General features: G+C 60.0%; 22 protein-coding genes. 5 read left to right on the forward strand and 17 right to left on the reverse strand.

Annotated elements, in window-relative coordinates; all coding sequences use genetic code 11:
- Positions 1–106 precede the first annotated feature (106 nt).
- From ACYZT4_RS07990 to ACYZT4_RS08015, 6 genes are all read right to left on the reverse strand, one after another.
- The gene (locus ACYZT4_RS07990) at positions 107–286 is read right to left on the reverse strand and encodes a hypothetical protein (protein WP_461986737.1); all 180 of its coding nucleotides are present in this window, start codon (positions 284–286) and stop codon (positions 107–109) included.
- 155 nt (positions 287–441) lie between these two features.
- On the reverse strand, positions 442–1,617 hold the full coding sequence (locus tag ACYZT4_RS07995; RefSeq protein ID WP_461986739.1) for a lactonase family protein: 1,176 nt from the start codon (positions 1,615–1,617) through the stop codon (positions 442–444).
- Positions 1,604–1,903 carry a DUF5629 family protein gene (locus ACYZT4_RS08000; RefSeq protein ID WP_461986741.1) on the reverse strand — a complete coding sequence of 100 codons (300 nt, stop codon included), beginning with the start codon at positions 1,901–1,903 and terminating at the stop codon, positions 1,604–1,606. Before ACYZT4_RS08000 ends, ACYZT4_RS07995 begins: the two co-directional genes overlap by 14 nt.
- A gap of 188 nt (positions 1,904–2,091) precedes the next feature.
- On the reverse strand, positions 2,092–3,672 hold the full coding sequence (locus ACYZT4_RS08005) for an aldehyde dehydrogenase (NADP(+)) (RefSeq protein WP_461986742.1): 1,581 nt from the start codon (positions 3,670–3,672) through the stop codon (positions 2,092–2,094).
- Between the two features lie 10 nt (positions 3,673–3,682).
- A complete protein-coding gene (gene araD1, locus ACYZT4_RS08010) occupies positions 3,683–4,675 on the reverse strand; it encodes an AraD1 family protein (RefSeq protein ID WP_461986744.1) in 993 nt (330 codons plus the stop codon).
- Between the two features lie 148 nt (positions 4,676–4,823).
- A complete protein-coding gene (locus ACYZT4_RS08015; protein ID WP_461986746.1) occupies positions 4,824–6,146 on the reverse strand; it encodes an MFS transporter in 1,323 nt (440 codons plus the stop codon).
- Positions 6,147–6,341: 195 nt separating this feature from the next.
- On the opposite strand from ACYZT4_RS08015, the gene ACYZT4_RS08020 reads away from it, so the two are divergent.
- Together ACYZT4_RS08020 and ACYZT4_RS08025 are read left to right on the forward strand one after the other, a co-directional pair.
- Positions 6,342–8,078: an IlvD/Edd family dehydratase gene (locus tag ACYZT4_RS08020; RefSeq protein WP_461986748.1), complete on the forward strand. Its 1,737-nt coding sequence runs from the start codon at positions 6,342–6,344 to the stop codon at positions 8,076–8,078.
- Between the two features lie 186 nt (positions 8,079–8,264).
- Entirely contained in the window at positions 8,265–8,984 is a 720-nt protein-coding gene (locus ACYZT4_RS08025) for a FadR/GntR family transcriptional regulator (protein ID WP_461986749.1), read from the forward strand.
- A gap of 110 nt (positions 8,985–9,094) precedes the next feature.
- Here the strand turns inward: ACYZT4_RS08025 and ACYZT4_RS08030 are convergent, their stop codons facing one another.
- The 8 genes from ACYZT4_RS08030 to ACYZT4_RS08065 all read right to left on the reverse strand — a co-directional run bounded on the left by ACYZT4_RS08030 (position 9,095) and on the right by ACYZT4_RS08065 (position 19,456).
- A complete protein-coding gene (locus ACYZT4_RS08030; protein WP_461986751.1) occupies positions 9,095–11,470 on the reverse strand; it encodes an efflux RND transporter permease subunit in 2,376 nt (791 codons plus the stop codon).
- A 25-nt stretch (positions 11,471–11,495) separates the two neighbouring features.
- Positions 11,496–12,548 carry a WD40/YVTN/BNR-like repeat-containing protein gene (locus ACYZT4_RS08035; protein ID WP_461986752.1) on the reverse strand — a complete coding sequence of 351 codons (1,053 nt, stop codon included), beginning with the start codon at positions 12,546–12,548 and terminating at the stop codon, positions 11,496–11,498.
- Positions 12,549–12,945: 397 nt separating this feature from the next.
- Entirely contained in the window at positions 12,946–15,603 is a 2,658-nt protein-coding gene (gene pepN / locus ACYZT4_RS08040) for an aminopeptidase N (protein WP_461986754.1), read from the reverse strand.
- A gap of 10 nt (positions 15,604–15,613) precedes the next feature.
- A complete protein-coding gene (locus ACYZT4_RS08045) occupies positions 15,614–16,444 on the reverse strand; it encodes a DUF2797 domain-containing protein (protein WP_461986756.1) in 831 nt (276 codons plus the stop codon).
- On the reverse strand, positions 16,441–16,701 hold the full coding sequence (locus ACYZT4_RS08050; protein ID WP_157712939.1) for a YeaC family protein: 261 nt from the start codon (positions 16,699–16,701) through the stop codon (positions 16,441–16,443). The genes ACYZT4_RS08045 and ACYZT4_RS08050 overlap by 4 nt, the downstream gene beginning before the upstream one ends.
- Positions 16,702–16,728: 27 nt before the next feature.
- Positions 16,729–17,598 carry a rhomboid family intramembrane serine protease gene (locus tag ACYZT4_RS08055; RefSeq protein WP_461986758.1) on the reverse strand — a complete coding sequence of 290 codons (870 nt, stop codon included), beginning with the start codon at positions 17,596–17,598 and terminating at the stop codon, positions 16,729–16,731.
- Positions 17,595–18,569 (reverse strand): metallophosphoesterase, encoded by a 975-nt coding sequence (locus ACYZT4_RS08060; RefSeq protein WP_461988597.1) that lies wholly within the window; start codon positions 18,567–18,569, stop codon positions 17,595–17,597. Before ACYZT4_RS08060 ends, ACYZT4_RS08055 begins: the two co-directional genes overlap by 4 nt.
- Positions 18,566–19,456 carry an NAD(+) kinase gene (locus ACYZT4_RS08065; protein WP_010459816.1) on the reverse strand — a complete coding sequence of 297 codons (891 nt, stop codon included), beginning with the start codon at positions 19,454–19,456 and terminating at the stop codon, positions 18,566–18,568. Before ACYZT4_RS08065 ends, ACYZT4_RS08060 begins: the two co-directional genes overlap by 4 nt.
- Before the next feature lie 111 nt (positions 19,457–19,567).
- Between ACYZT4_RS08065 and ACYZT4_RS08070 the strand changes: the two genes are divergently transcribed.
- Positions 19,568–20,518, forward strand: a complete 951-nt coding sequence (locus ACYZT4_RS08070) for a DUF1853 family protein (protein ID WP_461986760.1) — start codon at positions 19,568–19,570, stop codon at positions 20,516–20,518.
- Positions 20,519–20,560: 42 nt separating this feature from the next.
- Here the strand turns inward: ACYZT4_RS08070 and ACYZT4_RS08075 are convergent, their stop codons facing one another.
- Both ACYZT4_RS08075 and ACYZT4_RS08080 read right to left on the reverse strand, forming a co-directional pair.
- Positions 20,561–21,844, reverse strand: a complete 1,284-nt coding sequence (locus ACYZT4_RS08075; RefSeq protein ID WP_461986762.1) for an arsenic transporter — start codon at positions 21,842–21,844, stop codon at positions 20,561–20,563.
- 189 nt (positions 21,845–22,033) lie between these two features.
- Positions 22,034–22,594 carry an NADPH-dependent FMN reductase gene (locus ACYZT4_RS08080; RefSeq protein WP_461986764.1) on the reverse strand — a complete coding sequence of 187 codons (561 nt, stop codon included), beginning with the start codon at positions 22,592–22,594 and terminating at the stop codon, positions 22,034–22,036.
- Between the two features lie 177 nt (positions 22,595–22,771).
- Here ACYZT4_RS08080 and ACYZT4_RS08085 point away from each other — a divergent pair, with 177 nt between their 5' ends.
- Both ACYZT4_RS08085 and ACYZT4_RS08090 read left to right on the forward strand, forming a co-directional pair.
- Positions 22,772–23,032 (forward strand): hypothetical protein, encoded by a 261-nt coding sequence (locus tag ACYZT4_RS08085; RefSeq protein WP_461986766.1) that lies wholly within the window; start codon positions 22,772–22,774, stop codon positions 23,030–23,032.
- Between the two features lie 87 nt (positions 23,033–23,119).
- A complete protein-coding gene (locus tag ACYZT4_RS08090) occupies positions 23,120–24,013 on the forward strand; it encodes a LysR family transcriptional regulator (protein ID WP_461986768.1) in 894 nt (297 codons plus the stop codon).
- Here the strand turns inward: ACYZT4_RS08090 and ACYZT4_RS08095 are convergent.
- On the reverse strand, positions 23,979–24,593 hold the full coding sequence (locus ACYZT4_RS08095; protein WP_461986770.1) for a GNAT family N-acetyltransferase: 615 nt from the start codon (positions 24,591–24,593) through the stop codon (positions 23,979–23,981). The genes ACYZT4_RS08090 and ACYZT4_RS08095 overlap by 35 nt on opposite strands.
- Positions 24,594–24,602 lie beyond the last annotated feature (9 nt).

Here is a 24,602-nt window from a genome sequence, read left to right on the forward strand (position 1 = left end):
GGAAACGCGTTATGCAGGAGCGACATCACTCAGGGCTTTTCAAAGCTTCTCAGCTTGATCTGCGCAAGTGACTTCGCTCCTGCATAAAGGGTGCAGGGCTTGACGTTCAGGCTTGGGTTTTGTGGTCCAGTGCCGCGTAGAAGTTGGCGCTCTGTTGCAGGTATTTCTGGGTGTAGCTCTGGGTGTGGGTTTTTTTATCGCTGATTTCAACGTTGGCGCTCGCTGGCAGAGCAACGGTGGCGGAAATGGCGGAAGCGGCGATAACGGAGAAGAGATTGAAGTTCATGGCGGTATTCCTCGGATTCAGTTGGCTTGCTTGCCCGGTGGGGCCGTGAAGCAAACTTAACCGTCGAGGCTGGCTGCTTGAAATCTTTTGTAGCAGTAGCAGATATCATCAGCATTAATACAGGGACGCAGGCCCCATCAACCGGGGCCTGCGGCCTATTGACGCACCAGGAATTTCAGGTCGCTTGGGGCATCCATCGGCAGTTTCTGCACGGTCTTACCCAGCATGCCACTTTGGGGATCGCGTTCGACGACGACTATCTGGTTGCTTTTCTGATTGGCGATCAGCAAGAACTTGCCACTTGGGTCTAGGCTGAACTCGCGCGGGTGATCACCTTCCACCGAGCGCCGCTGCAGTTCCTTGAGGTGGCCGGTCGCCGGATCGATGGCAAACACCAGCAACTGATTGGCGGTGCCACGGTTGCTGACATAGAGGAACTTGCCGTCGTTTGATACATGCAACGCCGCGCCGGCCTTGTCCGACGTCGGTTGCCCGGCGGCGAGATCGACTATCTGCGTCTGTTCAAGCTTGCCGTCCTGGTAATCGAACACCGCGACCTGCGCACTCATCTCCATGGTCAGCCAGGCATGTTTGCCATCGGCGCTGAACAGCAAATGCCGGGGACCGCTGCCTGCGGGCAACTGCACCGACGGCGGCGTGGCGGCCACCAGCGGCAAATCCGGATTGGCCCTCGGGTCGAAGCGGTAGACAAAGACCTTGTCCGCGCCCAGGTCATTGGAGAATACAAACTTGCCGTCCGGCGAAGAGATCGTCGAATGCACGTGCGCCGACATCTGCCGCTCGGGATTGACCCGGCTCGATGGATGGCTGCTCAGTTGCACCACGGACTTGAGCTTGCCGTCGGCGCCCACCGGCAGCACGGCCAGGGAGCCGCCCGGGTCTTCAGACACCGAGTAATTGCTGACGAACAAGTGACTTGCATCGCCGCTGAGGCTCGAATGGGTTGGCTCGTTGCCCAGGCTCTGCACTTGACTGAGCAGGCTCAGCGCATGGGTCTTCGGATCGATCGCGTAACTGCTGACGCGACCGACCGGGTCTTTCTGTCCGGGGCCGTTCTCGTTAACCACGAACAGATGCCGCTGATCTTTGGACAGGGTCAGCCAGGACGGGTTTTCACGCTTGACCACTTGCAGTGGCTTGGCGTCGATCTGCCCGCTGGCACTGTCGAAATTCAAGCGATAGATGCCCTGACTCTGGCCCGCCGTGTACGACCCCACCAACAGCTGATACTGATCGGCCGGTGCCGCCTGCACGCCCATGGCGCCGACGCTGCCGGCCATCAGCAGCGGCCAGAAATTACGCATCCTCATGCTCGTCATCCTCGTCGTCGCCACCGCCTGTCGCGGACAGGCATTCCAGCCGATGCTCGCCGGAGTCACCGGTGATCAGCCAGCTTTGCAGGGTTGGATCAAACGTCGCGTTTTCGATTTGCGCCTTGCTGAATTCCCACTGCTTCAGCGCCCGGCCGTCCATGCACTCGATGTTCAGACTGTCATCGTCTTCAGCGAGGTAGAAATCGGAAGCGTGCAATCCGTCGATTATCAACATGTCGCAGAGTTCGAGGGTGTTGAGCAAGGTATCGGTTACGGCAGTCATGGCAGTCAATCTTTGGAAGGGAAAGACGCAATGATAGCTCAATGCGCCGATCACAAACCCCAAGAACACCACAGCCCCCTTCCTGTAGGAGTGAGCCTGCTCGCGATGCGGTGTGTCAGGCAACATCACTGTTGAATGACACACCGCATCGCGAGCAGGCTCACTCCTACAGGGGTTTGTGGCTGGCTTTAGAGGGCGTCGCGCGAAGGCTGGCCATCCACCAGTCGCTGGATACGCAGGGGATTGCCATTCTTCAACGCATCTGGCAGCAAGCTGTCGGGGTAGTTCTGGAAGCACACCGGCCGCAGGAATCGGTCAATTGCCAATGTGCCAACCGACGTGCCGCGCGCATCGGAGGTCGCCGGGTATGGCCCGCCATGCACCATCGAATCGCAGACCTCCACCCCGGTCGGATAGCCATTGAGCAGGATGCGGCCGACCTTCTGTTCCAGCAACGCCGTCAACTCGCCGAACTGTTCGAAGTCCGCCGGCTCACCGATGATCGTTGCCGTCAGTTGCCCGTGCAGCCCGTTCAACGCCGCGCTGAGTTGCGCTTGATCCGCGACTTCGACAAACACCGTGGTCGGGCCGAAGACTTCTTCCTGCAGGACCTCATCGTCATCGATCAACAGACTGACATCGGCCTTGAACAACTGCGGCTGCGCCTGATTGCCTTGCTGCGGATGCCCGGCCAGGTGTGTCACGCCGGAGTGAGCGAAAAGCTTTTGCAGGCCTTTCCCATAGCTGCCCAGCGTCCCGGCGTTGAGCATCGTTTGCGCCGGTTGATCATTGATAAGCCCGGCCACTTGCTGCACGAACGCACTGAACTGCGGCGAGCGAATGCCGATCACCAAGCCAGGATTAGTGCAGAACTGGCCACAGCCCTGAACCACCGAAGCCGTCAACTCGCGGGCGACGGTTTCAGCGCGGGCCTGCAGCGCCTGCGGCAAGACGATCACCGGGTTGATGCTCGACATCTCGGCGAACACCGGGATCGGTTGCGGACGCGCAGCCGCCATGTCGCACAACGCGCGGCCGCCCTTGAGCGAGCCGGTAAAACCCACCGCCTGAATCGCCGGATGCTTGACCAGCGCTTCGCCGACCCCGCCGCCGTAGATCATGTTGAAAACGCCGGCCGGCATCGCGGTTTTTTCCGCAGCACGCACGATTGCATCGGCGACGAGTTCCGCGGTGGCCATGTGGCCGCTGTGAGCCTTGAACACTACCGGGCAACCGGCGGCCAGGGCGGACGCGGTGTCGCCGCCGGCGGTGGAAAATGCCAGCGGAAAGTTACTCGCGCCGAATACGGCCACCGGTCCGAGACCGATACGGTACTGACGCAAGTCGGGACGCGGTAACGGCTGGCGATTCGGCAACGCGAGGTCGATCCGCGCGCCATAGAAGTCGCCCCGACGCAGGACCTTGGCGAACAAGCGCATCTGACCGCTGGTGCGTGCGCGCTCGCCTTGAATGCGTCCCGCAGGCAGCGCTGTTTCGCGGCAAACCACGGCGACGAAGTCATCGCCCAACGTGTCCAGCTCATCGGCAATCGCTTCGAGAAACTGCGCGCGACGTTCGGCGCTCAGGCTGCGGTACGTGGGGTAAGCGGCAGCGGCGGCCTTGGCGGCGGCATCGACTTCTTCCGGCGTGGCCTGGATAAAGTCGTGAGGCAACGCTGCGCCGGTGCTGGCGTCGACACTTTGCAATTTGACGGTGCCCGCAGCGCTGCGTTGGCCGCCGATGTAGTTGTGACCCAGAATCTGGCTCATGCAAGTCTCCTTAAAGAGTACCGATGGTGCCGGGCTCGAACGCCGCTGCAACCGGTGCAATACCGTTGATCAACGGTGCGCCGAACTCGGCCTGACTGATCTCGAACACGTCACCCGGTCGGGTGCGAATGCCGTCGGCAAAGGACAGGGTCGCGGTGCCGAAGAAGTGAATGTGCACGTCCCCAGGACGCAGGAACTGGCTGTATTTGAAATGGTGGTATTCGAGGTTCTCCAGGCTGTGGCACATGTTGGCCTCACCACTGAGGAACTCGTTCTGCCACAACACTTCGCCGTCGCGCAATATGCGGCTGGTGCCTGCCAGATGGTGAGGTAATTTACCGACCCGAAGTTCCGGACCATAACTGCAACTACGCAATTTCGAGTGTGCCAGGTACAGGTAATTCTTGCGTTCCATGACGTGGTCGGAGAACTCGTTGCCCACCGCAAACCCGAGACGATAGGGCTTGCCGTCGTGCCCGATAATGTACAGTCCGCTGAGTTCGGGCTCTTCGCCAGCGTCTTCGGCGAACGGGGGAAGCGGGAACGGCTGACCCGGTCGCACGACGATGCTGCCGTCTCCTTTATAAAACCATTCCGGCTGTACACCGACCTGCCCCGCTACGGGTTTACCGCCCTCCACGCCCCATTTGAAGATTCGCATAGTGTCGGTCATTGTCGCTTCGTCGCCCGCCTGCTGATGCATCTTGTCTCGCGCCGAAGCGCTGCCCAGATGGGTCAGGCCAGTGCCGCTGACAAGCATGTGCGCCGGGTCCGGATGATCCAGCGGCGGCAGGATACGCAGTGTTGCCAGCAGTTCCGCGTAGTCATGGCTGATGCCCAGTCCGAAGGTGGTCACCTGTTGCTCAAGGTTGACTCCCGCCTCGATCGCCGCCAACGCCAGATCACGCACGGTGCGTGCTTCTTGTACTTCACGGACCAGACCGTTTTCGACCACACCAACCCGGCGCTCGCCGTTAACCAATTCGAATTGAACCAAACGCATGAATTCTCTCCTTAAACAATCTTCAAGTCGGCATTGATCCCTGTAGGAGCGAGCCTGCTCGCGATGAGGCCATCAAATCCAACCTCTTTGGTGACTGACATACCGCTTTCGCGAGCAGGCTCGCTCCTACAGTGATCGGTGTGAATCCTCAGGTGCGGGTTGCCCCTCGGGCACTCGCCGCAAACTGATCAACCGGCAGCACATGTTTGCGCTCCAGCACGCGATAAACCACGCCCGTCAAAATCAGCCCGAAGACCATCACGCCCGAGAGGAAATACAGCCCGGACGCAAGGTTCCCGGTGTATTCCTTCAGCGCACCAATCACAAACGGACCGATGTAACCACCGAGGTTGCCCACCGAGTTGATCAGCGCAATCCCCGCTGCTGCGCTGGCGCCGGCAAAGAAGCGGCCCGGCAAAGTCCAGAACACCGCGGTGCAAGAGAACAATGAAAAAGCCACCAGGCACAGTGCCGCCAATTGCAGCACCGGCACGGTCAGCCAGGCGCTGAGAAACAGTCCGATCGCACCCAACACGTAAAGCACCGCCAGATGCCCGTAGCGATCATTCAACCGGTCGGAACTGCGCGGAATGATCAGCAACCCGATGATCCCGAAAATGTACGGCACCGACGACACGAAACCGGTCATCAGGTCGGTGCCACCGAACTGTTTGATCAGCGTCGGTAACCACAGGCCAAGGCCATAAATGCTCAGGGTCACCGGTAGATAAAACAGCGCCAGCAGCAATACCCGTTTGTCCTTCAGCGCATGCAACGGATTGCCGTGACGGGTCTGGCCGTAAGCCTCAAGATCCTTTTTCAACTCACCGGCCAGCCAGTCTTTCTCAGGCTGATCCATCCATTTCACCTGTTGCGGACCATCCGGCAACCAGCGCAGCACCGGCCAGGTCAACAGGATCGCCGGGGTGCCGATGACGATGAACAGCCACTGCCAGCCATGCAAACCGAGAACCCCGTCCATGCCTAGCAAGCCACCGGACACCGGACCGGTGATCAGCATCGCAATCGGTTGAGAGAGGATAAACAGCCCAAGGATCTTGCCGCGATGGCGCACCGGGAACCATTGCGTGATGTAGTACAGAACGCCCGGGAAGAACCCGGCTTCGGCGGCGCCGAGCAGGAAGCGCATCACATAGAAGCTGTGCGGGCCTTGAACGAAGGCCATGCCGATGGTGATGGCGCCCCAGGTCAGCATGATCCGCGCGAACCAGCGCCGCGCGCCGAAGCGTTCGAGCATCAGGTTGCTGGGGATTTCCAGCAGGAAGTAACCAATGAAGAACAGCCCGGCACCGAGGCCGTAAGCCGCATCGCCGATACCGATGTCCGCGCCCATGTGCAGCTTGGCGAAACCGACGGCGGAGCGATCCACATAGGCGATCAGGTACAGCAGGATCAGAAAGGGAATCAGTTTCAGCGTGATGCGACGAATAAGCCGCAGTTCCTGGCTCATGGGATCGGTCTCCGATTGTTGTTGTTATAGAACCTCGGGGGACGCCTCTCGCGGAATATCTGCCAGGGCCATCCCTCCACTCGCACCGACTATATAGTAATACTATTTAATCGGGCAACACTTCCAAAGCGGCGATTTTGCGCTTATGTTAAGCGTCAGCTCGAACAATATAGTCATACAATAAGAGAATCGATCATGTCTGATAAGAAACCCACCCTGCGCTCCGCCCAATGGTTTGGCACGGCCGACAAGAACGGCTTCATGTACCGCAGCTGGATGAAGAATCAGGGCATCGCCGACCACCAGTTCCACGGCAAACCGATCATCGGTATCTGCAACACCTGGTCGGAACTGACCCCGTGCAACGCGCATTTCCGCCAGATTGCGGATCACGTCAAGCGCGGTGTGATCGAAGCCGGTGGTTTCCCGGTTGAATTCCCGGTGTTCTCCAACGGCGAATCGAACCTGCGCCCCACCGCCATGTTCACCCGCAACCTGACGAGCATGGACGTCGAAGAAGCCATTCGGGGCAACCCAATCGACGGCGTGGTGCTGCTGACCGGCTGCGACAAAACCACTCCGGCCTTGCTGATGGGTGCCGCCAGTTGCGACGTGCCGGCGATCGTGGTGACCGGCGGCCCGATGCTCAATGGCAAACACAAGGGCCAGGACATCGGCTCGGGCACGGTGGTCTGGCAGCTCAGCGAACAGGTCAAAGCCGGCACGATCACTATCGATGACTTCCTCGCGGCCGAGGGCGGCATGTCCCGCTCGGCCGGCACCTGCAACACCATGGGCACCGCGTCGACCATGGCCTGCATGGCTGAAGCGCTCGGCACGTCCCTGCCCCACAACGCGGCGATTCCGGCAGTGGACGCACGGCGTTATGTGCTGGCGCACATGTCTGGCATGCGTGCGGTGGAAATGGTTCGCGAAGACCTGCGCCTGTCGAAGATCCTCACCAAAGAAGCCTTTGAAAATGCGATTCGGGTGAACGCGGCCATTGGCGGTTCGACCAACGCGGTGATTCATTTGAAAGCCATCGCCGGGCGTATCGGCGTCGAGCTCGACCTGGACGACTGGACCCGCATCGGTCGTGGCATGCCGACCATCGTCGACCTGCAACCGTCCGGGCGCTTCCTGATGGAAGAGTTCTACTACGCCGGCGGCCTGCCGGCAGTATTGCGTCGCCTCGGCGAAGCCAACCTGATCCCTAACCCGAACGCCTTGACCGTCAACGGCAAGACGCTCGGCGAGAACACCAAAGACGCGCCGATCTACGGCCAGGACGAAGTCATCCGCACCCTCGATAACCCGATCCGCGCCGACGGCGGGATCTGTGTGTTGCGCGGCAACCTGGCGCCGCTCGGTGCGGTGCTCAAACCGTCCGCCGCCACCGCCGAACTGATGCAGCATCGCGGGCGTGCGGTGGTGTTCGAGAACTTCGACATGTACAAGGCGCGGATCAACGATCCCGAGCTGGACGTGGATGCGAATTCGATTCTGGTGATGAAAAACTGCGGGCCGAAGGGTTATCCGGGCATGGCCGAGGTTGGCAACATGGGCTTGCCGGCGAAACTGTTGGCGCAAGGCGTGACCGACATGGTGCGGATTTCCGATGCGCGCATGAGCGGCACGGCGTACGGCACGGTGGTTTTGCATGTTGCCCCGGAAGCGGCCGCCGGCGGGCCTTTGGCGACGGTGAAAGAAGGCGACTGGATCGAGCTGGATTGCGCGAATGGGCGTTTGCACCTGGACATCCCGGATGCCGAACTGGCCGCGCGCATGGCCGACTTGAAACCGCCGCAGAACCTGATCGTTGGCGGCTATCGCCAGCTGTACATCGATCACGTGCTGCAAGCGGATCAGGGCTGCGATTTCGACTTTCTGGTCGGCTGCCGAGGCTCCGAAGTGCCGCGCCACTCTCACTAACCCCATCAATCTAATGTGGGAGCGGGCTTGCTCGCGAAGGCGATACGTCAGTCACTTTCTTTGTTGACTGACACACCGCCTTCGCGAGCAAGCCCGCTCCCACATTTGCTTTGCATGTACCTCAAGGTTGCGCCGCGCCTGCTATGATGCGCGGCATCTCCATCGCTCAGGATCGCGCCGTTCCCCATGGATTACCGCAAACCCTCCGACCGCAAAAGCATGCATTCGCGCATCGTCCAGGAACTCGGGATGCAGATCGTTTCGGGACGCTTCAAGCCGGACGACAAGCTGCCCGCCGAGGCCCTGTTGTGCGAAGAATACGCGGTCAGTCGGCCGGTGCTGCGTGAAGCCACGCGTGTGTTGGTTGCCAAAGGCCTGGTGTATTCCCGCCCGCGCGTCGGCACGGTGGTCAAGCAGCGCAAGGAATGGCACATGCTCGACCCGGATGTGCTGCACTGGCTGATGCAAAGCAGCCCGCAAAATCAATTCTTCGACCTGCTGACCAGCGTGCGCAGCATCATCGAGCCGGCAGCGGCGGCCCTGGCGGCGCAGTTCGCCACAGACGCCGACATTGCCTCCATTGGTGAAGCCTACCAACGCATGGAAACCGCGCCGACCCCGGAAGCCCTCCTGCAACCGGACCTGGATTTCCACAGCCGCATCGCCGACGCCACCCACAACGATCTGTTGGCGAACCTGTGCAACATGCTGTCAGTTGCGATTGCCGAAGCGTTGAAGCACTCCAACCAGCGGCCGAACCTGCATGAACTGGCATTGCCGCGACACAAAGCAATCCTCACCGCCATCGAGAATCGCGATGCGCTGGGCGCAAGGCATGCGACGCTGGTGCAGCTGGATGATGCGCGCAGTGCGCTGAATGTGGTGCTCGGAACCGATCCCCTCTGACCGACAAAGATCAAATGTGGGAGCAAGCCCGCTCCCACATAGGTTCAGTGTCAATCCAGAGATAAAAAAAAGCCGCAACCTGGGTTGCGGCTTTTTAGTTTCTGCCTGGATCAGTGAGCAAACAGCGAATTGCCCTTCTGTCCCGCGAGTTTCTCCGGTTTGATCAGGAACCGTGCCAGCGCCGGTAACAGCCACAGCGCGCCGAACATGTTCCAGAGCAGCATGAAGGTCAGCATCAGGCCCATGTCGGCCTGGAACTTGATGGCCGAGAAAATCCAGGTGCACACGCCGATCGCCAGGCACAGGCCGGTGAACAGCACCGCTTTACCGGTGGATCTCAGCGTCTGGTAATAAGCTTCCTGCAACGGCAGCCCTGCGCGCAGGAAACTTTCCAGACGGCTGTAGATGTAGATGCCGTAGTCCACGCCAATCCCCACACCCAGCGCCACCACCGGCAAGGTTGCGACTTTCACACCGATCCCCATGAACGCCATCAGGGCGTTACCGAGTACCGAGGTCAGCACCAGCGGGAGCACGATGCACAAGGTCGCCGCCCAGGAACGGAAGGTGATCATGCACATGGTCGCGACGCAGATGTAGACGAGGATCAGGATCGTCAGCTCGGATTCCTTGATCACCTCGTTGGTGGCCGCCTCGATACCGGCGTTACCGGCGGCGAGGATGAATTCCAGACCGTCCTTGTTGTTCTCCTTGGCGAAGTCCTGCACCGCATGCACGGCGCGATCCAGCGTTGCGGCCTTGTGATCATTGAGGAACACCAGCACCGGCGCCAGGGAGCAACTGTTGTTGTAGAGGCCGTCAGCCCGAGCGATGGAGTTGTTCAGCACGTCCGGGTTGCGCGACAGGGTTTCCCATTTCAGGTTGCCCTCGTTCATGCCCTTGATCATCTGCTTGGACACGGTCACCAACGAGATCGCCGACTGCACGCCCTCGGTGTTCTGCATCTTCCACATCAGTTCGTCGATCGGCGCCATGGCTTCGTAGCGTGAACAGCCTTCAGCCTTGGTTTTGACCATCACCACCAACACGTCGGAACTGGTGGAGTAATTGCTGATGATGAAGTTGTTGTCCTTGTTGTAACGCGAATCCGGACGCAGCTCTGGCGCACCCTGGTCAAGGTCGCCGATTTTCAGGTTCTGGCTGTACCAGAGACCGCCACCGAAGGCCAACAGGGCCAACACGATCGACACCGGTGCAACTTTCGGGCTGGCAAAGTTCGACAGCAGGCGCCAGAACGGGTGTTCGCGGTGCGCATCTTTCTTGCTGCGTTCGACGGCGCGCTTGCTGATACCGACGTAGGAAATCGCCACCGGCAACAGGATCAGGTTGGTGAACACGATCACCGCCACACCGATGGACGCGCCGATGGCCAGTTCGCGAATGACGCCGATGTCGATGATCAGCAGCGTGATGAAGCCCACGGCATCCGCCAGGATCGCGATCATCCCCGGCAGGAACAACTGGCGGAAGGTGCGTCGCGCAGCGGTCAACGCGTTGTCGGCCTCACTCGATTGCAACGCGATGCCGTTTATCTTTTGGACACCGTGGGAAATACCGATGGCGAAGATCAGGAACGGCACCAGCATCGAATACGGATCCAGCCCGAAGCCAAAGAAGTGCATCAGCCCAAGTTGCCAGACCACCGCCACCAGCGTTGTGCTCAAGACCGCCACGGTGCTGCGCATGCAGTTGGTAAACCAGTACAGCAGGATCAAGGTGATGACGAAGGCGATACCGAAGAACATCACCACCATCACCAGGCCATCGATCAGGTCGCCGACTTTCTTGGCGAAACCGACAATGTGGATCTGCACGTTGGGGTTCTGTTTTTCAAACTTGTCGCGGATTTTATCTTCCAGTTCGTGGGAGAACTTGCGGTAGTCCAGGGCCAGCAACTTGCCTTGGTCCTGCGGGTCCGGGTAGGACTCCAGCAACGGAATATCGACGATGCTCGACTTGAAATCGTTGGCCACCAGGCGCCCGACCTGCCCGGACTTGAGCACGTTGTTGCGCAGCAGATCCAGGCTTTGCTGGGAGCCGTTGTAGCTCTGCGGAATCACTTCGCCGCCGGCGAAGCCCTCTTCCGTCACCTCGGTCCAGCGTACGCTCGGACTCCACAGGGACTTGAGCCCGGAACGGTCGACGCCGGAGATGTAGAACACCTCGTCGTTGATCTGGCGCAGGGTCTCCATGTATTCCTTGGAGAAGATGTCGCCGTCGGTAGCTTCCACCGAGATCCGCACGGTGTTGCCCAGGTTTGCCAGATCGTTGCGATGCTCCATCATTTTTTGAATGAATGGATGCTCGAGCGGGATCATTTTTTCGAAACTGGTGGACGGCCGGATCAGCGTCGCCTGCCAGAACAGGAAAATGCTGACCAGCAGGCAGATCACGATCACTGCCGGGCGGTTGTTGAAAATCAGGCGTTCAAGAAACGTCGCCTTGTCCTGGTGATGACTTGTCATGGATGTCATAGCTCCGCCCTTCTTATTATTTGCCCAGCTCTGAGCCGGTTGGCGAAGTAGCGCGAACGCCGCCCTGTCCTGCCAGAATCAGATTGCCGTTGCCCGCTGCTGTCACTGCCGACACGGAAATGCGATCCGGACGGTTGAACACACTGAAGGTTTCGCCGTTGTCGTTGCTGCGGATCACGCTGCCACCATTACCGACGATCACGATGGAACCGTCATCGAGCAGCGTAGCGCCGGACAGGCCGAACTCCAGTGCGCCACGAGTCGCTTGCAGCTCGACCGGCTCCCAGGTGCTGCCGAAATCGGTGGAGCGGAACAGATTGCCACGCAAACCGTAAGCCAGCAGCGTGTTGGCTTGAGCGGTGCCGATCACGCCAAACAATGAGCCCTGGTAAGGGCCTTCAAGCTTTTCCCAGGTCTGGCCCCAGTCTGCAGAACGAAACATGCTGCCCTGCTCGCCGACGATAAACAGGCCGGCGTCCTTGACCGCTGCAATGCCATTGAGGTGGTACTGGTCTTCGTTGTCCAGGCGATCGCTGGCATCGTCCCAGGTCTTGCCACCGTCGGTGGTGACCAGCAATGCGCCGTAAGCGCCCACGGCAAAACCGCTGTTGACGTCCTTGAACCAGACGTCGAGCAGCGGCGCTTCTCGTTTGAGGTCTTCGAATTGTTTGGTCCAGGTGACCCCGCCGTCCTCGCTGGCGAGAATTTGTGCGTCATGGCCGACCGCCCAGCCGTGTTTGTCATCGACAAAAGAGACGGATGTCAGCAATTGCCGGGTCGGCACCTTGGCCTGAGTCCAGGTCACGCCCTGGTCATCGGAATACAGAATGTGCCCGCGATCACCGACCGCCACCAGGCGCTTGCCGGCGTGCACGACGTCGAGCATCAGGCTTTTGCTGGCCTTGGCGGATTCAACCGCATAAACAACGTCGGATGCCGGCGCCGCAGCGGCCAGCACAGGTGCCGACAACACGGCACAGCCCAACAGCGAGAGCGCTGTGGCCAGCAACGCGAATTTGCGCAATGCCGGCGGGCGGCAGGTACCCACACCCATGACAGGCTCACTCATAGACCTTCCCCCATTATTATTGTTAGGTCGTTCAACCTTTCAGGGCGCCGTAAGGGGTGCTCGCTGGGATTGAGTGGTTTGGAGCATAGTCCTCAAACCCGCAATCCAGAGCCCCTTCGGAAGCTGGCTTATCCTATCGGGGTTTGGAAAGGTCTGACAATCGACGCCACGTTATGTTTTGTTAACCTGAGGGGGATGGGGTTTGTCTGAATGATGGGGTATCAGGTGGGGTGATTTGGCTCTTTGATCGTACGCTGTCACTTGTAGGAGCGAGCGTGCTCGCGATGGACGTCAACGATAACGGGGGCTGCCTGAATGAATGTTTGCCTGGGCGTTTTTCGCGAGCGAGCTCGCTCCTACAGGGTTCGGGGTGAACCTTGCAGGAGCGAAGCCAGCCTCACGCCAGGCTTTTGCTGACCACTTCAAACACGTCGCTGGACAGTTGACCCGAAGCACGAATCCGCTCCAGCTCGCCTTTCATCAACGCCTGACGCGCGTCGTCATACTTGCGCCAGCGCGTCAGCGGCGCCAATTGGCGCGATGCGATTTGCGGATTGAAGCCGTTCAGCTCGATCACCAGATCCGCCAGGAAGCGATACCCCGAGCCATCGGCCGCGTGGAAGTTGATCAGGTTCTGCCCGGCAAACGCACCGACCAGCGCCCGCACCTTGTTCGGGTTTTTGATGTTGAACGCCGGGTGCTGCATCAACTGGTGCACACGCGCCAGACCACCCGGCAGCGTGCTGCCCGCCTGAACGCTGAACCACTGATCCATGACCAGCGGATTGTCCTTGAAGTGTTCGGCGAAACTCGCCAGCGCACGGGCCTTATCTTCGTCGTACGGCGAATTGACCAGCACGGCCAACGCCGTCAGGCGTTCGGTCATGTTGTCGCTGGTCTCGAACTGTTCGAGCGTTGCCGCCAGGACTTCAGGTTTGCCGCTCAACATCAAGTACGACAGCGCAATATTCTGCAACGCACGACGGGCGAAGTGTTCGGCCTCGGCCGCGTATGGGGTTTTCTTCGACAGATCGCGGTTGGCCTGGTAACGCAGCCACAACGCCTCGAACAACCCGTCCGCCAATTGCTTGCGGGCAAATTCGCGGGCGATGTGGATGGCATCGACGTCAGCCACTTCGCTGATTTCCGTCAGATACGCTTCGCCCGGCAGCGAAAGCATTTCAGCGACCATCGCCTGATCCAGCGTCTCGTCTGACAGCACAGTACGCAGGGCAGACACCAAACGCTGATCAAGTACCAGTGGCAAGCCTTTCTGCTGCTGGGCGATCAGTTCCTGCAGCACTTGAACCGACAATTGCTGGCCGGCATCCCAACGATTGAAACCGTCGCTGTCGTGCTGCATCAGGAACATCAGTTGGTCGCGGTTGTACGGGAAGCTCAGTTTCACTGGCGACGAGAAGCCGCGCAGCAACGACGGCAGCGGGTGTTCGGCAATGTCGACGAAGGTGAAGGTCTGCTCCGCTTCAGTGACCGAAATCACCCGCGAAGTGCCTTGATTGCTGGCTTCGCCGGACAGGCGCAAGGCAATTGCCGCGCCTTTGGAATCCAGCAGGCCCAATTCAACCGGAATCACGAACGGCAGTTTTTCAACCTTGTCCGGCGTGGCCGGGCAGCTCTGGCGGAACGTCAGGCTGTAGGTTTTTGCGCCGGCGTCGTAGGACTCGCTCACTGCCAGACGCGGCGTGCCGGCCTGGCTGTACCAGCGTTTGAACTGGGTCAGGTCGACGCCGTTGGCATCTTCCATGGCTTTGATAAAGTCATCGCAGGTCACGGCCTGGCCGTCATGACGGTCGAAGTACAGGTCGCTGCCTTTGCGGAAGCCTTCGGCGCCCAGCAGGGTGTGGATCATGCCGACCACTTCCGAGCCCTTTTCGTACACGGTCAGGGTGTAGAAGTTGGAAATTTCGATGAAGCTGTCCGGGCGCACGGCGTGGGCCATCGGGCCGGCGTCTTCGGCGAACTGGTGGGTGCGCAAGTACGCAACGTCCTGAATGCGCTTCACGGTGGCCGAGTTCATGTCGGCAGAGAAGCCCGAATCACGGTACACGGTAAAGCCTTCCTTCAGCGACAATTGGAACCAGTCGCGGCAGGTCACGCGGTTGCCCGACCAGTTGTGAAAATATTCGTGGGCAACGATCGCTTCGACACGCTGGTGCGCGGCGTCGGTCGCGGTTTCGGCGCGGGCCAGCACGGCGCTGGAGTTAAAGATGTTGAGGCCCTTGTTTTCCATCGCGCCCATGTTGAAGTCGTTGACCGCGACGATCATGAAGATGTCCAGGTCGTACTCGCGACCGTAGACTTCTTCATCCCAGCGCATCGACTTCTTCAGGCTGTTCATGGCGTGCTGGCACTTGTCGATGTTCTCCGGCTCGACATAAATGCGCAGCGCCACGGAGCGCTCGGTCAGGGTGGTGAAGGTGTCTTCGACACACCACAGGTCCCCGGCCACCAGCGCAAACAGGTACGCCGGTTTCATGAACGGATCTTCCCACGTCGCCCAATGACGGCCGTCTTCGCCCGGACCGCTGGCAATCGGGTTGCCGTTGGAGAGCAGCACCGGGTAGCTGTGCTGCTCGGCCATCACGGTGGTGGTGAACTTGCTCATCACGTCCGGGCGATCGAGGTAATAGGTGATCTTGCGGAAGCCTTCGGCCTCGCACTGGGTGCAGAACATACCGCTGGATTTGTACAGGCCTTCCAGCGCAGTGTTGGTTTCCGGGTGGATCCTGACGCTGGTATCGACCGTAAAAGTAGTGCTGGTCGGGTGCAAAGTCAGATGGTTTTCGGTCAGTTGGTAGTCAGCATCGCTCAACTCACTGTCGGCCAGCGTGACCGACAACAACTCCAGTTGCTGCCCATCGAGCACCAGCGGCGGCAGGCCCGGCCCGCGTTCAGGATTGCGGCGCATCACCAGTTGCGTATGGACCAGGCTGTGGTCCTCGAACAACTCGAAGGTCAGGTGCGTCTCGTCGATCAGGTACTCGGGCGCCTGATAGTCTTTCAAATAGATCATCTTCGGTTGTTCGGTGCGCATGCTGGAATCCTTACTGATGCACGGCGAGTTGATAAGCCGTGTACTTACGAATATTGATCACGCCGGTGTCGAAAATCAGGTACTGGCCTTTGATTCCCAGCAGCGTGCCTTCGGCAATCGGGTTCTTGTCGAGGTTGAAGCTGACGATCTTGGCCGGGTATTGCACGACCGGATAACGGATTTCCAGCGGTTCCACGTCGGCAATAGTCTGGATGGCCTGAATGCCAAATCGTTCCTGCAAGGTTTGCAGGCCTTCGGCGCAGCTTTCAAACAGCTGGTCGCGAACCGCTGCCAAGTCCACCGAAACCGCTTCGCCCTTGAGTAAAGCACGCCAGTTGGTTTTGTCGGCAACCTGACTGCGGAACAGGTCTTCGACGAACCCCGACTGCTGGCGGGTCGACACACGCATGATCGGCAACGCCTGACGCGCGCCCTGGTCAATCCAGCGGGTCGGCAGCTGGGTGGCGCGGGTAATCCCGACTTTCACCCCGGACGAGTTCGACAGATACACAATGTGATCGGTCATGCAGAACGTCTGGCCCCACTCCGGTTCACGGCAGGTGCCAGCGTCGAAATGGCAACGCTCCGGGCTCATGATGCACAGGTCGCACTGCGCCAGTTTGGTCATGCACGGGTAGCAATAACCCTGGCTGAAACTGGTTTTGGTCTTGCGCCCGCAATGGGAGCAGTGGATCGCCCCAAGGTATTCCAGACGCACCGTGTTGCCGATCAACGGGTTGACCGGCACCTCGGCATCACCCAGACGAAACGCGTACTGCACGTCAGGGCCTTCAAGGCGTGCCGACATTTTGCTGATTGCACCGCGGCCAATCTCGATCAATGGATGGCATCCGATTTGAACAGGATGTTTGGCACGCTGATCGACTTCGAGCTGCATTCCTGCGGGCCCATGTAGCCCGTACGCTCTTCTTCCGGCAGGTTCTGGACTTCCCAGGCGATCATCGCCTGCAGCGACAGTTCGCGTTGTTCGGCGGTGAGCTTGCCGCCATCGGACCATTTGCCGATTTCCACCGCCAGTTTCAGGCTCTGATAGATATCGGGGGTGATGTTTTTGATCATTTCGTTAAAAGAGGACATCAAGGTCTCCGAACTTGCATAACTTCTTTAGGCGGCCAGTTTACGGCGGTTGTACAAACCACCCAACAAACCGGTCAAGCATCCGACGAGCAACCCGCCGACATGGGCGGCGTTGGCAATTTCCCCGAAACCGATCATAGAGACCAGCCCGGACAGGCACAGCAGCAGCCACACCAGCATCATCACCAGCACACCGCGCGGCAGGCGATAGGCCCGGTTCGGCGAAATGAGCTGGAAGATCCAGCAATGCCCGAGCAGGCCGTACAGCACACCCGACAGCCCGCCAAACAGGGTCGGGCCGCTGAAATAATACTGGGCGTAATTGGACACCAGGGCGAACAGCAGCGTCAGACCAATCAGGTTGATGCTGCCTTGGCGCGACTCGATGCGTCGCCCCAGTTCCCAGTACCACATGCCGTTCATGGCCAGGTGCAGGAAACCAAAGTGGATCAGCATCGGCGTCACCAGACGCCACCACTGCCCCGCCGCCAGGCTGTCGGCCAGTGGCGTGAAATGGATGTACTCGCCGACGACGCGGAAATCGAGGAAGGTGAACCAGTGCATCGTGTCGAGGTTTTCGCCCAGCAGCGTCACCGCGCCGACGATCAGACTCAGCAGCAACACCAGCGCAGTCGCCTTGGCGTGGCGCAATTGCTCGACGAAACCGGGACGGTTGACGGTCTGCGCCACCGGGATGTCCAGTTGCTCGTCCGGATCACCGGCCGGGAAACGCTCGTACAACACACGCACGTCTTCGCTGATGTTGGCGGGCACCCACAGCACCTGCTCGCCCAGCTCTTCGCTGACCCGATGCGGCACCTGCATGCGATGCAGCAGTTTGACGAACCCGCTCAAGTCAACCGCCAGCGGCAGGCGCAACACAGCCACAGTGCTCATCGCAGCACCTCCGGCCGTTCAACATCGACCCAGACAAATTTGTGCGGATCGAGCCGGGTTTCCTGGTCCAGGCGGTAGGCAACCAGTTTGCCGTAGAGCACCGCACTGTAATCCAGACAGGCCAGGTTCGGGCGGATCGGTGCCGGTTTGCCGCTGCGCCAGTAGTGGCCAACGAACAGCAGGGGTTCGTCGGCGCCATAGCGCAGCAAGGTGTTTTTCTCGATGGACGATAGCGGCGTTCGGGCCACGGGCTCCGGTAGCGCGTCAGGCTGAAACACAATGTCTCCATAGGTTTGCGGATCGTCTTCCCAGAATTTAGTGCGGAAGAACGAACGCGTCAGGCCATCGCCGCTGGTCATGGTCAACCCGTCGGGAAGACGCATGTCGGTGCCACGCAGCAAGCGGTCGAACACGGTGCTGGCAAAACTGCCCGGCACGGCGGAGGCCTGGAGAAAATGTTCATCGACGCAGCCGTCGGGAAACAGCGCGCGCAGCGGCTCGATCAGCCCCGAATCCCAGCAGGCGTGGACTACGCGGAAACGTCCGGCATCGGCAAACAGCGGCAGTTCGTAGAACCACTGCTGGAAGTCATGCCAGTCGCCAGGATGATCCTCGAACTGGGTCAGGGTTTCACCCAACAGGCGCGCGTGACGCGGCGTGTGCTCACGCACGAACTGTTTGCCGCTGCCGGGAGACGCCGGGGTGCTCCAGCCGAGTGCGTTGAATTCATGGTTGCCCATGATGCACAACGCCTGGCCGGCCTCGACCATGTCATGGACGATGTGCAGCGCCTCGCGAATCCGCGGGCCGCGGTCGATGATGTCACCGACGAACACCGCCATGCGCGACGCATGCCGCCAGACGCCACCTTGTTTGTGATAACCGAGCTGGTCGAGCAAGTGCTCAAGGGTCATGGCGCAACCGTGCACGTCACCGATCAGGTCGTAACTTCGCGCGGGATCGAGCATCAGTCGCCTCCACCCCCCAACCTGCTGCCCCAGCCGAGCTTGGTTCGGCAGACTTCATAATAGTTATGGTCAAGCGGGTGAATCAGCCGCAGCTTCTGGGCTTTCTTGCTGATGGTAATGGTGTCACCCGGCGCGCAGGTGAAGTGGTTCTGCCCGTCACAGGAGACTTGCGGGTAAATCTGCATATCCTTGGACACGACGATTTTTAGCTCACTGTTGCCATCGACCACAATTGGCCTGCCTGACAAGGTATGGGGGTACATCGGCACAATCACAATAGCGTCGAGCTTGGGATGCATGATCGGGCCGCCAGCGGACAGCGCATAGGCGGTCGAACCGGTCGGCGTGGCGACGATCAGGCCGTCGGCCTTCTGGCTGCAGACGAACTGGCCGTCGATGTACAGCTCAAACTCGATCATCCGCGTCGATTTGCCGGGGTGCAGCACCACATCGTTCAGGGCATCGCCCTGGCCGATGGCCTCGGCATGGCGCCGAACTTCGGCTTGCAGCAGGAAGCGGTTTTCCACCAGGTAATGGCCGTCGAGCACTTCGGCGACTTTGACTTCAAGCTCGTCGGGACGGATATCGGTGAGGAACCCCAGGCTGCCACGGTTGATCCCGAGCACTGGAATATTGTGCCGGGCCAGCGCGCGTGCTGCGCCAAGCAGGCTGCCGTCGCCCCCGACCACAATCACCATGTCACACACTTCGCCAAGCATCTTGCGCGACGAGGTTTGCAGGCCATGACCCGGCAGCACTTCGGCGATGGTGTCTTCGAGGATCACGTGCAGGTGACGATCGAGCAGAAACCGTTTCAGTCGGCGGACGGTATCCAGCACCTGCGAACTGCCCAGGCGACCGATGATGCCGATATTACGAAATTGCTCCATGGTGCCTCTACGGTTGCGACGGCGAAAACCACGATTATGGGCGAAACCGCGGGATAGACAAAATCCTTTCAGCCACAACGGCGTGCTGATGATTAGGGCTATGCTGGCAACATGATCCTATTTCCCGATTTGCTGCAGTTACCCCACCAGTTGCGCCACCCCGAGGTGCGTGACCTGGCGTGGGTCATCCTCGCGCCGCCGATGCTCGAGGTCACGCCGTGGCCGCAGCGTCATCCGCTGGCCGGCAGCGACTGGGTACAGGCGCCGGAACGGCTGGAATCCTGGTTGCGGCAACTGGATCGCGACAGTTATGACTTGCTGCACTGGCTGGCCCAGGCCCGGACCCGGCGCCTGGGTCTGTATTACGAACGGCTGTGGCAATACGCCGTGCGTCACGCGCCGGGCATCGAGCTGATTGCCGCGAACCTGCCGATCCGCCGCGAGGGTCACACCTTGGGCGAGCTGGATATGCTGCTGCGTGATCGTGACGGCGTGCATCATCTGGAGCTGGCGATCAAGCTTTACCTCGGCCCGCAAATTGGCGACGGGCAGGATACCGCGCAGTGGCTGGGACCTGGGTGCCATGATCGACTCGACCGAAAGCTGGCGCACCTGAGCCAGCATCAACTGCCGATTTCCGCACGACCGGAGAGCCGCGAGGTGCTGGCCGCGCTGGACATCCAGCAGTTCAACGCGCATTTGTGGCTGGGCGGTTATCTGCTGTATCCGTGGCCGGGGCGTGCCCGCGCACCGGAGGGTGCGCACCCGCTGCATTTGCGTGGCAGCTGGTTGCATCAAAAGGACTGGAAAGACTTTGTCGCACAGCGGCCATTCGGGCTTTGGCAACCCCTGCCCCGGCATGCCTGGCTGGCGCCGGCGCATTATCCGGTGGAGCAGACCTGGAATACGGAGCAGTTGGAGACGTGGCTGACTGACCTGGAACCGCTGGCGCCGGCGCAGCTGCTGGTGCGGTTGACCGAGAATGCCGAGGGTGACTGGGAGGAAGCGGAGCGGTTGTTCCTGGTGGCGGATCTTTGGCCGAATGTGCCGGGTAGTGGTTAGTTATTTAGTGCCTGAACCGGCCTCATCGCGGGCAAGCCGGATTTAGATGGATAACCGCAACGCCAATGCCGCCAACGTCACCAACAACACCGGCACCGTCAACACAATCCCCACCTTGAAATAGTACCCCCAGCCAATGCGGATGTTCTTGCGCTCCAGCACATGCAACCACAACAGCGTCGCCAGACTGCCGATCGGGGTGATTTTCGGCCCCAGGTCACTGCCGATGACGTTCGCGTAAATCATCGCCTCCTTCACCACCCCGGTCGCCTGGCTGGCATCGATCGACAGCAGGCCGATCAATACCGTGGGCAGGTTGTTCATCAGCGACGACAGCAGCGCGGTCAACACCCCGGTGCCCATCGCCGCGCCCCAGATGCCGTAACCGGCAAAGCCGTCGAGCCATCCCGCCAGATAACCGGTAAGTCCGGCATTACGCAGGCCGTAGACCACCAGATACATGCCCAACGAGAAAATCACGATGTGCCAAGGCGCCTCTTTAATCACCTTGCGCGTGGAAATCTTGTGGCCTCGGGCGGCAATGGCCAGCAATAGCGCCGCGCACACCGCAGAAATCGCACTGATCGGAATGCCCAACGGCTCAAGCGCGAAGCAGCCTAGCAAGAGGATCAGCAAAACCGCCCAACCGGCGTAGAAAGTCGCCTTGTCGTGGATGGCACCGGCTGGATCTTCCAATTGTTCGCGGTCGTAATCCTTGGGAATGTCGCGCCGGAAGTACCCCATCAACACCGTCAGCGTTGCCCCGACACTCACCAGATTGACCGGGATCATCACCGCCGCGTAGCGGTTGAAGCTGATGTGGAAGAAGTCAGCAGAAACGATGTTCACCAGGTTCGACACCACCAGAGGCAGGCTCGCGGTGTCGGCGATGAAGCCGGCGCCCATCACGAACGCCAGGGTCGCGGCAGGAGAAAAACGCAATGCCAGGAGCATGGAAATCACAATCGGCGTGAGAATCAGCGCCGCGCCGTCATTGGCAAACAGCGCCGAGACCAACGCGCCAAGCAGCACCATGTAGGCGAACAACTTGCGCCCACTGCCCCTGCCCCAACGCGCGACATGCAGCGCCGCCCAGGCAAAGAACCCGGCCTCGTCGAGCAATAGACTGATGATGATCAGCGCGACAAAGGTGCCGGTAGCGTTCCAGATGATCTGCCACACCAGCGGGATGTCGCTGAGATGCACCACCCCGAAAATCAGCGCCAGCACCGCGCCGAACATCGCGCTCCAGCCAACGCCGAGGCCTTTGGGTTGCCAGATCACCAGGGTGATGGTCAGGAGGAAAATCAACGAGGCGGTGAGCATGCAACAGCAACCTGTGAACAACGGGTCGCCAAAATAACTCAGTTCCCCGCCCCGATGTAAGCGGCCTTCCAACCGGGGTACGTGGGGTTCCTTGTAGGAGCCTGCTTGCCGGCGATGGCGGCAGTGAGGCCCATGCAAATCCCAAGGGCCTCATCGCCGGCAAGCCGGCTCCTGCAAATGGTGGGTAGGTCAGGCTTTTTTGTGCTGCTCGACCCACTGGCCGTAGGCATTGATGAAGCTTTGCAGGAACGGCTTCACCGACTCGGACAATTTGCCCGCCTCGTCGAACGCCGTGCCGGCCCCGCCGAGATAGGCTTCAGGCTGCTGCATGCAGGGCACATTGAGAAAAACCAGGGATTGGCGCAGGTGGTGGTTGGCGCCGAATCCACCGACCGCTCCCGGTGAAACGCTGATCACCGCGCCGGGCTTGCCGCTCCAGGCGCTCTTGCCATAAGGCCGCGAACCCACGTCGATCGCATTTTTCAACGGTGCCGGTACTGAACGGTTGTATTCCGGCGTGACAAACAGCACTGCGTCGGATGAGCTCACTTGTTGCCGGAAAGTGCTGTAGGCTGCCGGCGGTGTAGCACCATCGATGTCTTCGTTGTAGAGCGGGAGGTCGCCGATTTCGACGATGTTCAGCGTGAGGTTTGCAGGTGCCAGATCGGCCAGGGCCAACGCGACCTTGCGATTGATCGAATCCTTTCTCAAGCTGCCAACCAGCACGGCGATCGTGTAGACGTTGCTCATAGAAGATTCTCGACTGTCTGATAGTAGGAACGCCTAGTTATAGTTGACGTTTCATGGCGTTTGCTACCTATACCCACGTTCACTTGACTATTTTTTTCCTGTAGGAAAACTTACTTCGCCCAACCACGGTCTACAGAACCGCAAATTGAGTGATTTATCTCCAGAGGTTCTAAGCAGATGGCAGCAGTACTCGTCGGTCAGTTCCATGCAAGAGACGCAGAAGGTCGTGTCTATTCCGTGCATGAGTTCCAGGAATCTACCCCGTCGGCAGACGGCCTCGCCGGCTCCGTGCCTGTCACCACTTACAAACTGGCCATTGGCGATCGCGTAAAGAAACTCGACGACAACCAGTTTTTGCTGGTGCAATCGGACGTCACCATCGTTCGCGAGCCTGACACCTACGTCGCTGGCGTGGCGGAAACCAACGTCGCCTCATAACCTTGCGTTATGAGCAGAAGTCATATGCGCGGACTTGGGTTAGGATTCAGCCACTGACTCCCCACCTGCTGAACATGGACTTCACGCATGCGTTTACGCCATATCGAAGTGATTCAGGCGCTCCTGCAGACCGGTCACCTGGGTACCGCGGCCGAATGGCTGCAGTTGCCGGTGGCAGAGGTCGAAAGCATTCTGCGGGACGCCGAGAGTCAGTTGGGCTTCATGCTGTTTTCCAGCGTGCGTGGACGCTTGCAGGCAACGCGTGAGGCGCGGGAGCTACAGGCCGGAATCGCCCGCGTTTACGACGCGCTTGAGCCGGTCCAGCGTCTGGCCAACAGTCTCAAGCAATATCATGCCCCGCCCCTCCGTGTCATGTGCACCCCGCCGCTGGCGCAACAATTGTTGCCCCAAAGCATCGCAGCGTTGCGCCGGCGCCTCCCCGACGTCCCGTGCAGCCTGCTGAGCCAACCGACTCGCGATATCGTCAGGAGCTTGCTGCTGCGCGAAAGCGAACTGGGCCTGAGCCTGCACGATCCCGATCACGCCGATATTCATTGTCAGGTCATTGCCCACGGCAAACTGCAGCTGCTTGCGCCTCATGGCTGGTTGCAACCGAAGCAGAAGTACATTTCGCTGCAGGACCTGGCAGGCCAGTCGATGGTCGGCCTCGAAGGCCACGATCCGCTGAGCCCGGCGCTCGACAACAAACTGCACGCCTTGCGCCCTGCCCCCGTGGTGCACACCCGGGTGCAGACGCACCAGATGATGCGCAGCATGGTCGAGGCCGGTGAAGGCCTGGCGATTGTCGATCCGTTCACGGCGCTCGGCGCCAAGTCCGCGGGCCTGGACGCCTGCCCACTGGCACCTGCCGTGCCAATCAGTGTCTACGCCCTGACTTTGAAAAACGGCGAGCCTGCTTCGGCCGTACAGACTCTGCTGGATATCGTCACGGAACAAGCCGCGGCGATGCTGGCGAGCTGATCGAGCCTTCCAGCGGGTTATCGAACAGCCGATACCAGAACAACGCAATCTCGGCGGTGTTCGGATCGATGCCGCGATAGCGCAGATGATCGACACCCCCAATCACATAACCGCAACGCTCATACAGCCGACACGCCCCCAGATTGTTGTTCTGGGTTTCGAGCATGATGCCCGGCAGTTTTTTCTTGCGACTCCAGAACTGCGCCACGTCCAGCAGCGCCTTCGCCACACCATGGCGTCGAGCCGGCGCATGCACCGCCAACTCGTCGATATGGGCAAAGCCGTTCCAGTTGGTGCTGATCACCAGGTGACCCACCGGCTCATCATCGAGATACGCCATGAAAATCGCACTGTCGGCGGCATCGCGGAAACTGCTGAATTCTTCGGGATCAATGCCATAGCACTTGCGGTAAGGGGTGATGGGCGTCACCGGCCATTGCTCCACCGATGTGCCGATTTCGGCAGCGCCATAAGCCGCGACTTCAAAACTGAAATCACTGCCCCAGATATAAGCGGCGAAACCATCGTCGGCAACGCGCACCGACAGCCCTGGGTATTTTGGATTCATGACCGGTTGCATGCTGGGAAA

This window comes from Pseudomonas sp. GB2N2, from assembly GCF_054897705.1.